General features: G+C 38.2%; 13 protein-coding genes. 1 reads left to right on the top strand and 12 read right to left on the bottom strand.

Annotation, left to right across the window (positions count from 1 at the left end; genetic code table 11):
- The first annotated feature begins 247 nt into the window (after positions 1–247).
- On the top strand, positions 248–904 hold the full coding sequence (locus tag ABHN01_RS09195; RefSeq protein WP_429875285.1) for a GntR family transcriptional regulator: 657 nt from the start codon (positions 248–250) through the stop codon (positions 902–904).
- A 292-nt stretch (positions 905–1,196) separates the two neighbouring features.
- Here the strand turns inward: ABHN01_RS09195 and ABHN01_RS09190 are convergent, their stop codons facing one another.
- From ABHN01_RS09190 to ABHN01_RS09135, 12 genes are all read right to left on the bottom strand, one after another.
- Positions 1,197–1,604 (bottom strand): pentapeptide repeat-containing protein, encoded by a 408-nt coding sequence (locus tag ABHN01_RS09190; protein WP_429875284.1) that lies wholly within the window; start codon positions 1,602–1,604, stop codon positions 1,197–1,199.
- Positions 1,605–1,733 carry a hypothetical protein gene (locus ABHN01_RS09185; protein WP_429875283.1) on the bottom strand — a complete coding sequence of 43 codons (129 nt, stop codon included), beginning with the start codon at positions 1,731–1,733 and terminating at the stop codon, positions 1,605–1,607.
- A gap of 352 nt (positions 1,734–2,085) precedes the next feature.
- Positions 2,086–3,042 (bottom strand): alpha/beta hydrolase, encoded by a 957-nt coding sequence (locus ABHN01_RS09180; protein ID WP_429875321.1) that lies wholly within the window; start codon positions 3,040–3,042, stop codon positions 2,086–2,088.
- Between the two features lie 48 nt (positions 3,043–3,090).
- Entirely contained in the window at positions 3,091–4,266 is a 1,176-nt protein-coding gene (locus ABHN01_RS09175; protein WP_429875282.1) for a UxaA family hydrolase, read from the bottom strand.
- Positions 4,267–4,566, bottom strand: a complete 300-nt coding sequence (locus tag ABHN01_RS09170) for a UxaA family hydrolase (RefSeq protein ID WP_429875281.1) — start codon at positions 4,564–4,566, stop codon at positions 4,267–4,269.
- Entirely contained in the window at positions 4,520–5,863 is a 1,344-nt protein-coding gene (locus ABHN01_RS09165; RefSeq protein WP_429875280.1) for a DUF2088 domain-containing protein, read from the bottom strand. The genes ABHN01_RS09170 and ABHN01_RS09165 overlap by 47 nt, the downstream gene beginning before the upstream one ends.
- 50 nt (positions 5,864–5,913) lie before the next feature.
- Positions 5,914–6,831, bottom strand: a complete 918-nt coding sequence (locus tag ABHN01_RS09160; RefSeq protein ID WP_429875279.1) for a glycine betaine ABC transporter substrate-binding protein — start codon at positions 6,829–6,831, stop codon at positions 5,914–5,916.
- Positions 6,832–6,850: 19 nt separating this feature from the next.
- Positions 6,851–7,591 carry an ABC transporter permease gene (locus ABHN01_RS09155; protein ID WP_429875278.1) on the bottom strand — a complete coding sequence of 247 codons (741 nt, stop codon included), beginning with the start codon at positions 7,589–7,591 and terminating at the stop codon, positions 6,851–6,853.
- A 12-nt stretch (positions 7,592–7,603) separates the two neighbouring features.
- Positions 7,604–8,608 carry an ABC transporter ATP-binding protein gene (locus tag ABHN01_RS09150; protein WP_429875277.1) on the bottom strand — a complete coding sequence of 335 codons (1,005 nt, stop codon included), beginning with the start codon at positions 8,606–8,608 and terminating at the stop codon, positions 7,604–7,606.
- Between the two features lie 18 nt (positions 8,609–8,626).
- Complete coding sequence (locus ABHN01_RS09145) at positions 8,627–9,280, bottom strand: ABC transporter permease (protein ID WP_429875276.1); 654 nt, start codon at positions 9,278–9,280, stop codon at positions 8,627–8,629.
- Between the two features lie 339 nt (positions 9,281–9,619).
- Positions 9,620–10,495, bottom strand: coding sequence for a DUF6282 family protein (locus ABHN01_RS09140; protein ID WP_429875275.1), 876 nt, complete (start codon positions 10,493–10,495; stop codon positions 9,620–9,622).
- A gap of 214 nt (positions 10,496–10,709) precedes the next feature.
- Positions 10,710–12,080 (bottom strand): sigma-54-dependent transcriptional regulator, encoded by a 1,371-nt coding sequence (locus ABHN01_RS09135; protein WP_429875274.1) that lies wholly within the window; start codon positions 12,078–12,080, stop codon positions 10,710–10,712.

Genomic DNA, 12,080 nt, shown 5'->3' with positions numbered 1-12,080 from the left:
AGCAATTATCTTGGTTTTTATCGTTCTATAACTAACTGAAAAATATTTAAATTTTATCATCTGGTGACTATGACTCTGAAAATAATATATAATTTTAATAACTAGTAATTTGTATTTGCAAGTCATAAGAACACCGTATTTGATTTAATTTGAAATTCTATTAATCTTATTAATAGACTTCAAATAAAAAGAAAAAAAGCTTTGGATTTAGAAATAACAATGGATTCTAGATAAAAGGGGCCTGGAAATGATTAAGGAAAAAGAAAGAGGAGAGACAACAGAATACGTCTACAACTTATTGAAAGGAAGAATTTTTGACTGGAGTTTATCTCCTGGGGAAAAAATCAATATTCGCCATTTAACTCGAGAAATTAATATCAGTGCAATACCGCTCAGAGAAGCTTTATCACGTCTCCACTCAGAAAAATTAGTGGTTCTAGAGCCAAACAAAGGCTATCGTGTTAGTGCTATTTTAGACGATTATCATATGGCCCAAATGTTAGAAGCTCGCATCTTAATGGAGACACATGCGGTCCGAAGCATTATTCGTTCCAATCGGTTAACAATTATTGATGAATTGCTACGCCTAACGGAGCGAATGTTTACCATAAATTCAGGGTGTACGAATAAAAAAATCCTAGATTTCACCCATTTAGATCAGCAATTTCATCTTGCTTTAATGAGAGCTGGAGAAAACCCATTCATATACGAGGCATACGAAAAAATGCATTGTCATCTGCATATTGGGCGTTTTTATCACGTAAAAGGGGAGGTGGATCAAAAAGAGGCTCCATCTGAACATATGAATATTATCCAAGCTATACGCACGCGGGATGTTTTACGGGCAGAGGAGGCGATTTCTAGTCATATACGGGATTCCATTATTCGTTTATTAGAAAGATAACGAGATGCTAAAAATCAGATTTTTTTACTATTTAATGACTCCAAAGATTTTTCTTTTTATCAAAAATCCTATAAAAAACAACCGACATCAGAAGAGTGTCTCCTTCCCTTTGGGAATGCCGATTGATTATATAGTGAAACGTTAAAACCAATTACGGGTTTTTGGTTAGAGATCTACTGATTTTTATTGGCTCAACGACTTTTCATAATGAAGAAAACCGAGAACGCCATGTTTCGCCTGATCATAGCTTGCAAACCATCCGAGGGGTTCCTATTTTAGATACGATTCCCCATTAATTTCTATCTTTTGTAATGTACAGGCCTGAAAACAACTTCTCTTTCACCTTAATTGTCCAAATAGGTTCTTTCGTAAGTTGAGCTAATAATTTTTGAGAAAACTGTGTGTTTTCAAATTCAACACTTTTTACTTTGGCCTCACATAAATAGATGGCAGGTAGTTCTCTGTTTTGTATGTATTTGGAGATAGATTGGTGTCCAAAAATTACATTAAGGCTCATGTTCGTTCGAACTAGATCACAATCTTGAAAGGTAACGTTGGTAAGTTTGGCTCGATCTAAATTGACAACTCTAATATGGCAGGAATCAAATTCGCTGCCTCCACTCTTTGAACACACATCGATAAAAGATGGTTTGATAAAGACGAGAGCTATTAACACCACAAGCTGAGAGATCCAGTCCATTTAATATGAAAGTGGAAGTCTGCCGATGACAGCGCCTTGAAGCTGCCACTGGTCGATGAGCGGGAACCGGTCACATTTCACGACACCTTTAATCCCTGTTTGCGAAGTGAACTCCGCCGGAATCTCCACTTCTAACGGCCGGAGGGCAACGTTCCTGCTCGACCGCTAAGCGTACCTATTTCGGCTGCCGGAGCAAGGGTCACGTCGTCTCCTATTTTGGACAAAAACATCGGCGTGACTTTCCGCGGCTAGGGTCATCTTGAAACGGATACTGAGCACATAGACTTTGTTGCGGTTATGCTAGATGACCTGCAGTGTAGTACGATAGACTACTATTGAAGTTACCAAGGGTTGTAAAATCTGTATTATCGTTAAAACTTCTGCGTCAAATAATAGTGGAACCGCCGTCGTAGGGGGCTGTCACCCCCTCCTACCTGTTTGCCCTTTTGTCTTATATGCATAAGGTTTTTAATACAAATGATTATTTTTGGATCATAGTCACTTTTTGTACCGCGCGTTTAAATGCCTCCACGTATTGTGCTTCTGCCCGTTGACTAATTTCAGCTTGAGGAACAAGATCTTCAAAACCGTGGAAACAGCCAGGATATAAATGAAACTCTGTCGGAACACCTGCCTGACTTAACTTGGCAACATACTCAATGGTCTCGTCACGGAATGGGTCTAAGTCACCAACACATGTATAAGTAGGCGGTAACCCTGAAAAATCAGCTGCAAGCGCTGGTGCTGCATATGGTGAGACTTCGCCAGTATGGTTTTCTCCCAAGTAGGCTCTCCAACCTAAAATATTCGATTCTCTATTCCACACTCTAGGGTCTGTAATTTCATGGCTTGAAGGAGTTATATTTCGGTTGTCAATCATTGGGTAAAGTGGCATTTGAAATGCAATAGGTGGTCCATTACGGTCTCTTGCCATTAGAGAAACAGAAGCAGTCAGTCCGCCTCCTGCACTTTGTCCGGCCACTCCAATGCGGGTAGGGTCTACTCCTAGTTCAGCTGAATGTTCAGAAAACCATTTTAATCCAGCATAGCAATCCTCTGCAGGAGCTGGAAAAGGATGCTCAGGAGACAGTCGATAATCGACAGAAACAACTACACAATTTATATCTAAAACAAAACGTTGACAGATGTAATCATTCTTTTCAGGTACACCAATAATGTAACCACCGCCGTGAACCCATAGCAGACCCGGAATTCCTTCTGTTTTTTCTTTTGGTTGGTAAATTCTTACCCGTAAATCCAGGGTATTTTCTGGACCTGGAATGTATCTATCAGAGATTGAGACAGATTCATTTACTGGAGACTCTCTTAGCATTTCTGAAATACTTCCCCTGACCGTCTCTAAATCATTATAATGCATTTCCGGCATTGCAGAGAACATAGACCTTAATTCAGGATTTAATCTTTCTTCCATAACGATTTCCCCCTGGAATCATTCTTGCTTTACAAAGGATAAGGTAGTCATGAACTATGGTAAACGAGTAACACAGAATTGCTCATCATGACCAAGAATTTCTGCTTTGACTTGTTTTCCAGAAGCAACCTCCAAAATTTCTCGGTAGATTTCATTTCCCATTTGTTCAAATGATTTTTCTCCACTTAACACTTGTCCTGCATTTATATCAATATTCTCTTTCATTTTTATATAGGTTTTTGGATTTCCAGTCAATTTTATCACTGGAATCCCTGGAAAACCTGTCGGGGTTCCTCTTCCAGTAGGAAACAGGATGATTTGTGCACCTGCTGCAACTTGTCCAGTTGAAACCTCACCGTCATGTCCAGGAGAATCTAGCAAAAACAATCCTTTTTTATTTTTATCTGGTTGATGGCCATATTGAATTACACCACTAAATGGAGCATTTCCTGATTTTTTCATACTACCCAAAGACTTTTCGACTACACTCGATAATCCGCCTGCATAATTGCCTGTAGAAATTAAATGTGTTCTCTCTTTATTGCTAGAATTTTGTGTTTGTCTTCTAAGTTTTTCTTCCGTTCGATAAATGGTTTCACGAATCTCACTTGCTACTTTTTCATTTACGGCTCTTCTGGCTAATATATCTTCTGTGCCAATCAATTCAGTGATTTCACTTAAAATCGAAGAACCTCCTTGATGTACTAGAATATCTGAAGCAATGCCGAGTGAAGGATTTGCAATTAATCCTGATGTCATATCCGATCCGCCACAGTTTAATCCAATCATAAGCTCACTTACTGAGGCCTCCTCTCTAACCTGCCTTGAAGCCATTTGCTGCATTTCTCTAGCAACCTTTGTACCTTTATGAATGGCTGCCAATGAATCTCCCTCTGTTTGAATAACAACAGTTTCTAGCATTTTATTAGTTGGAGCAATTCCATCTGCTAATTCATAAGGCGAAAATCTTTCACAGCCCAAGCCCACAACGACAACACCTGCAAAATTAGGATTTTTCCCAATCGCAATCAATGTTTTAGCTGTGACTTCAAGGTCTTCACCTACCTGGCTGCATCCAACAGGGTGTCTAAAAAAAACACTACCTGGTACCTGATAGGCAATTCTTTCAGCTACTTTTGCAGAACAAAACACAGAGGGAATAATTGCGATTAGGTTACGAACACCTACATATCCGTCTTTCCTTCTAAACCCCATAAATGTATTAGTCATTTATTTCATCCCCCTTTCACAATACATATTATGGTTATGAATATATTCACCCTTTTTAACAAACAAACTCATTCTTCCGATTTCTTCACCGTATTTTAAAACGCTTTCATCTTTTCCGATGTCAATGAGCGCGAATTTATGACCAAATGTGATATCTTCCATTACCTTGACTGATTCCTCACGATCTTTATACCGTACTAGACAAGCGTCTCCTTTTTTAAGATCCGTGAGAGCGATAGCTACATTATCAGAATCATCGATAACCAGTGCGGCCTTTTGTTGAATCATAATGTTCTCCATTCTTCTTGCTCCTTTCATTAGCAATGTGATTTAACCGTAAATTTATTTTTGCAAGATTCCCATCCTGATTAAACGTTAGTTCATGAGGATCTTTTACAATAATTTCTCTGTTAGTTTTCTCAAGTTCATTTAAAACCGATAAAGAAACTCGAATACGTTTTAAATGAAGAGTATTGGGTATTTGCACTATTTTTATAGATTCTTTTTTAATCTTTGGTCCTAAGCTTTGGATAGCTGTTTCCACAGACTCCTTATCCGTAGCGTATATCATTGGGAGCATTGCTCTTCTTAAAAAAGTAGCTGTAAGAGCATTCGTATAAGTAGATTTTCTATCCATTTTATCTACTAATCTTTGAGTTGTGAAATCTGCTAGTCCTATTCCTTGAGCATTTCCAAATGATTGGTCAGCTATATCTAATACAACTATTTTACTTACGAAAGGACGTTCTGGTTCGGGTACACCATCAATTCTCCATCTGCCGATAATATTTGGATCCATGCCAGTTCCGCTATAACATTTGCCCATTTCCTCAATGATTAAAATATCTATGTTATCTATGGGAAGACTAGGCATCATCGATTTTGAATACTGGAGAAGCTCCGATTCCTTTTCATGCCAATTATCTTTAGAAACACCTACAATATCTGCAGTTTCATCGTAACCATTTTCAATGATCGCCAGCCCCATTAAAATGGGGCTGTTTTGTAAGGCAAATAAAGAAACCTCTTCAATATTTAAAGGCATTTGCAATGCACCATCACTATGGACAAAGGAAGCACCTTTGATCTTTCCAAGTCCAATTGTCACCATTTTACTTAATCCGCTTTCCACTTTTCCTCTAAAAGCTGTATGGGCCTTAATGCGGTTGATTACTAAAATTCCATCGGCATGATAGGCATTTTTATCCATATAGACAGGTTGCCCTTTTTCAGTGTGCCCTAGAAGCTCAACCTCCATTGACGAACGGATTTCTGCCCCCACACTTTCTTCAGTAATTCCCAGATGGTAGAGTACCTCGATTTGTCCTTGTGCTGTCCCAGCTCCATGACTCCCCATTGCAGGCACTAAGAATGGCTTATATCCTGCATCTTTTAAATAACGCACACATTCGTGTAATATTTCAACGATATTAGAAATACCTCTGCTTCCTGCAGTTATGGCTATTTCAGAACCTTTCGGCAAATCGTTTACTGGAAGGTTTTCTTTCATCTCCCTGAATATCTTATTTGGAATATCCACTAACTGGTTAGCGGGGAACTTTTGCTCAATCTCAAACATTTTAAACATTTTTTTCATCCCTCATTTATTGAAAATATCCCAGACACACTCAGTGAATTTTATCCTTATTATTTAATAAATCCATTTTTAGTTAACCACTCTCTAGCAACTTTATTAACATCTTCATGTTTAACATCCACTCTGTAATTCAGTTCAGTCATGGTTGCCTCATTTAATTTTTCACCCATTTTGTTTAAAAGCCCTTTTAATTCAGGATTTTTTTCTAATACTTTTTGGTTAATGACAGGTGCAAGGTTATACGGTGGGAAGAATTGTTTGTTATCTTTTAACACGACTAAATTAAACCCTTTGTTACGTCCGTCTGTGACAGTACCCATTGATACTTGAACTTGTTTCTCTTTTAACGCATTCAAAACAAGACCATTGTCCATTTTCACGATATTTTTCTTCGGAAACTTGAATCCATACTTTTTCTGAAGTCCAATTAGACCATCATTGCGAGAAAAGAATTCAGCGTTAGAAGCAAATTTCAGCTTGCTTGAATCTTTATTTACATAATTGGCAAGGTCTTCAAGAGATGTAATACCTAATTCATTTGCAAGGTCTTTACGCATTAAAACCGCATAAGTGTTATTAACATCCGATTTATTTAACCAGATAAGTCCCTTCTTCCTATCAATTTCTTTTACTGTTTCATAAGCTTTTTCTGGATCTGTTACAACATCCTGCTTTAAATACACCACAAGAGCTGTTCCTGTATATTCCCAATATAAGTCAACTTGGCCATTTTCAAGCGCTTTGCGGACAACTGTACTTCCCATACCGCTAGCCTCTTCGACATCATATCCCTTTTCTTTTAAATAGAGTGAAGTCATTTTTGAGATAATATGCTGTTCTGTAAAATCCTTACCGCCAACAGTAATCTTACCTTTACTGCCACCTGAACCATTTGTAGAATCAGCGCCGCATGCGGCTAGTGTTGTGACAAGAATCGTCGTAAAAATAATTGATAAAAGTTTTTTCATCTCATTTCCCCCTAATTAATTAAATAGTTTCCGTTTGACGTTGCAATCCTTTGGGTATAATTACTTTTTCAAAGATACCAATTACAAAATCTATTAATATAGCTAATAAAATGACAGGTAAAGCACCTGCAAGCATAAGTCCGGTGTCATAAAGGGAAATACCTGAGAAAATAAGATCTCCCAGTCCTCCACCCCCAATTAAAAAGGCAAGAGCAGCTGTCCCAACATTAATTACGATTGCCGTTCGAATTCCCGCTAGAATGGCATAGGATGCATTTGGAAGTTCAAGCTTCCACAGAATATGATTTTGTGTCATCCCCATTCCTTTACCCGCATCAATAATCGCTGGATGAACAGAATCAATACCCGCCATCGTATTTCGTAACATTGGAAGCAAAGAAGTAAACCATAAGCCAAAAACCGCTGTTTGCCAGCCTATTCCCAGGTAGCTCATTACAAGTGCTAAAATAGCAATACTTGGAACCGTTTGCCCGATATTTGCAAAGTTCATCACAATAAATTCAAACTTTCTAAATTGAGGTCTTGTAATAAAAATCCCAAGAGGAAGCGCACAACAGATTGCCGCTAACGAGGAAATGGCAACCAGGGTTAAATGTTGACCAAGTAAGTACATTACAGCATTTTTGTTCTCCGCAATGTAAGTAAAGGACCCGCTTTTTATTGCATATACCAATAGTGCAATTATGACTACATACAGCACGATGCGAATCATCAATTCTGCTTTATTTTTCCCTTTCATTTAACCACCCCCTTAACGAACAATTGTTTGTAACTTCGAAGGATGTACACCTGTTAATGTTTGAAAGTCAGAGAAGCTTAATATTCCATATGGATCATTATTTTGGTCTACCACGAGTGCTTCCCCCGTTGGCGAAGATAATAAAACGGATAGTGCGGTCCGTAAGTCCGTTTCAAGCATTACGACATCCCCAGAATATTCCTGAGTGTTCCCTTTTACTCGTCCTAATTTCGCCACTTTTTTTAATAAATCTTTGACAGTTAAGAGAGAGAGTCGTTTAATTTCGCGGTCACTTCCTATAAAGTCCCGTATAAAATCATTTTTGGGGTTGGATAATATATCGTCGGGTGTTCCAAACTGCATTAAATGCCCTCTATTGAAAATTGCGATCTTGTCACCTAAGCGAATCGCTTCATCAATATCATGGCTCACGAAAAGAACTGTTTTCTTCATATCTTTCTGAATACGTAAAAATTCATTTTGTAAGTGTTCACGAATGACCGGATCAAGTGCACCAAATGGTTCATCCATTAACATGACTGGAGGATCTGCTGCCATGGCACGTGCGACACCAATTCTTTGCTGTTGTCCACCCGATAATTCCCAGGGAAAGCGCTTACGATATTCTTCATGGTTAAGACCCATCATTTCCATTAATTCCTTATATCGGCTCTTCATTTTTTCGGCATCCCAGCCAATCATTTTAGGAACGACATTAATATTTTCTTCTATAGTCATATTTGGAAACAATCCGTTTTGCTGGATCACATATCCAATTGATCTCCGTAATTTAATTGAATCTAACGAATTAATCTCTGTTCCCCCAATTTCAATTGTTCCATCTGTAATTTGAACAAGACGGTTGACCATACGCAGAAGAGTGGTTTTCCCACAACCAGAGGGACCTATTAATACACAAATTTCTCCCTTTTCCACTGTCATATTAACATTATCCACTGCTTTCACTTTTTCCCCTTGTCTTTCATAAACCTTTGTAACACCCTTGAAAGTAATCATTGGACAACATCCCCTTTCCTATTTTGAATGAGCTGTCTTTGGCGCAACCTGCTTTTGTAATAGTCCAAGTAAAAAATCAGCCACAATTGCTAACACAGAAACTGAAACAGCACCAACCTGTACCATCGCCGTGTAGCTCGTTGAGATACCCGTTTGGATGTATTCTCCAAGCCCACCTGCACCTATATAAGCTGCAATAGCCCCAATTCCAATCGTTAACACAACCGCAGTGCGAATACCCGCCATGATTACTGGAAGGGTTATCGGAATTTCAACTTTTATAAGACGCTGCCATGTCGTCATTCCCATTCCAATTGCTGCATCACGCATGTTTGGATCGACATTTTTTACAGCAATAAAGGTATTTCGGATGATTGGAAGTTGCGAATACAAGACAAGGGCAATAAACGCAGGTAAAAATCCTATTCCCTGGTTGATGATAGAAAAGATTGGAATCATAATACCAAAGAGCGCAATACTAGGAATCGTCATCAAAATACCTGCAACAGATAACACTAAATTCGAAAGTGTTTCGTGCTGACTGATATAGATTCCAAACGGTACGCCAATTAGTATGGAAACGCTCACGGAAAGCCCAACTAGTTGAATGTGTTCCCATGCCATTATTAGAATTTCATTCCAATTTGATGAAATAAAGTTAATAAAATCCACTTTATATTTTCCTCCCCTCATTTTCTAAAATTCAAAACATACGATTCATGCTATTAATTACTCTTGCAAGAGTTGTGCCAATTCTAAGAACATTTGGATTATGCATTCTTCAATAAATTTCACGAAGAATAATAGTAAATAAAATGTTTTTGTGTTAAATTTTTTTTACATTTTATAAAATTCTATTTTATCTCGCACGCATCCGCTAGTAGTCGCATTTGTAATAAGCAACCTGGATTTGTCGTCTCAATTCTTCTTGCATTTTTTGTTATGCCTTTTTACGGAATAATCGTTTGAATTTGCTTAATTAGCTGTTCATGTATCATTTTGTGCCCCGCTTTATAAACCAAGAAGTTTCTTTGGATTGTCAACAATCATCTTTTGAATCTCTTGGTTTGTTATTCCTTGTTCTAGCATTTCATTGACAAAATTGCTCAGAGCCTCGATTGGCGGAATGTTATGGTCTTGACCATAATCAGTTACAAGCACGCAGGATTCCACACCAATTTCTCTAATGGTTTCTGCCATCTGAGTAACAGAAAGATCTTTGAAATCTTCACTACAGGCCATATAACATTTCTCAATTATTGCGCCTTTTTTGGCAAACACTTTCTGTAATGCGAGAGGTACCGGTGCAATGCCTAAATCTGCATGCTGGATCAAGATTTTTTCAATATGATGTTCTTTTGCTGCATCAATCAACGCAGAAACCTCTTCTACGGATAAATGGCCTGTTGCCAGGGTTATGTTTGCTTCGCCTATTAATGCTAAGATTTCGTGTACACTCTGTTTTATTTTTTTGTCCTCATCCAGAATGGTTAAACCCTCTTCCACATTCGGCAAAGGACGTTCACTATTAAATAACCGAGTTTTCTTTTTACCGAAATGACAGCAGTGCTCATTTGATGAAATGGTTGGCATCCAGATGATCTTTGCTCCTAACCTGATCGCCATATCCACAGCCTTTGGGGAAAGTCCACCAGTAAACTCATTTAACACAAGTCCACCATACACATGAAGACTAGGCTCTTTTAGCCGTAATACTGTAGCCCGGTCAACTGTCGATGCCTCATGTGCTTTTAGAACAACCCCTGCCATTTTCGCCTTTTTCACATCCTCTATTAGTTCCCAATCGGTTTGCTTTCTTGGAAAAATGCTGGGATAGCTGTGGCAATGAAGTTCAATTGCTCCTTCAAGTAACGAATGATAATCCATCTCTCCATCTCCTCTTCCAGTTTTGCGTTCACATTGATAACTCTTGCAAGAATGATGCCAACCCTAAAGAGCGTCAATTCACCTTACTTTGTTACCATTAATAAAATTTTGTAAAAATTTTTTCACGCCTACCACGTTCATTGATAACAACAACCAGAAATCTATATTTTTCTATACATCATAAAAATGCCATTCGACTAAGCGAATGGCATTTTTAGTGTTCAAGGTATTTATTCATTTTATAAAAAAGCCGTTGCCTAGAAACCCCCAGCTCTCTTGCTGCAGAAGCAATTTGTCCATGATTTTCCTCTATAGCATTTAAGATTAATTGTTTCTCCATATCCTCTAGCTGTTCTGGCAGCGTTTTCGATTTATCGAATGTGGATATGGTTGATGAAACTGGTTGAGTTTGCCTGAACCCCTGAATTTCACGAGGGAAATCCTGGATCGATAAATTTTCTCCATTACATAAAACTACCGCTCTCTCTACTGCATTTTGAAGTTCTCGAACATTACCCGGCCAATCATATCCAATCAATATTTTCATCAATTGGGCGGAAACATGGTAATTTCTCTTCATCTTTTCTCGATGCTTTTCTAAAAACTCCTCAATTAGAAAAGGAATATCCTCGCTGCGGTTACGCAGTGGAGGGATGTGCATATCGACGATATTTAAACGGTAATACAAGTCTTCACGAAAGCTTCCATCTTGGACCATTTGTTTTAAATTCCGGTTTGTTGCTGAAATAATTCGAACATCTACTTGTTTTACCTCGTTGCTCCCAAGGCGCATAAATGATTTATCTTGCACAGCTTGGAGTAGCTTGGCTTGAAGTGATAATGGCACTTCTCCGATTTCATCCAAAAAAATAGTACCGTTTTGTGCTGCTTCAAATTTCCCTCTACGACTCGCTGTAGCACCAGTAAATGCACCCTTTTCATAACCGAAGAGTTCACTTTCCAATAATTGTTCAGGTATCGCAGCACAGTTTACAGCAATAAAAGGACCTAAATTCCGTTCACTTAGGTTATGAACCATCCGGGCAATTAAACTTTTTCCCGTTCCACTCTCGCCATGAAGTAGAATAGTAGCATCTGTGGTAGAAACACGCTCGATTAATTCATAGATCTGCTTCATTTCTACACTTGTACTAATAAAGCCATTTCCGACTTCAAGGTGTTTGAGTCGCTCTTTTAAGTTAATATTTTCTAATTTCATCCCAATAAAGTTGTATGCTTTATTTATGATCAGTTCGATTTCATCCAATTTTGCGGGCTTTACAATATAATCGAATGCACCTGCCTTCATGGCTGAAACGGCACTTTCCACTTCACCATAGGCAGTCATAATAATAAATATCTTTTGGGGATAAAGTGAACTAAATTCCTCCAAAAGCTCTAAACCATTGACATCTGGAAGATTTAAGTCAAGAAAAACCACATCCACGTTATTTTCTTGTATTCTCTTTCTTGCCTCATTTCCATTAGCAGCAATCGTTATTTGATATCCCTTTTTACGAAAAGATAATGACAATGCCCGTAAAAGCCTAATTTCATCATCTACAAACAAGAGGCTCTTTTTCAT

Origin of the sequence: Fictibacillus sp. NRS-1165, from assembly GCF_050468105.1 — a bacterium.
GTDB classification, from domain to species: Bacteria; Bacillota; Bacilli; order Bacillales; family Fictibacillaceae; genus Fictibacillus_C; species Fictibacillus_C terrinigri.
This window is presented reverse-complemented; position numbering and strand designations above follow the sequence as displayed.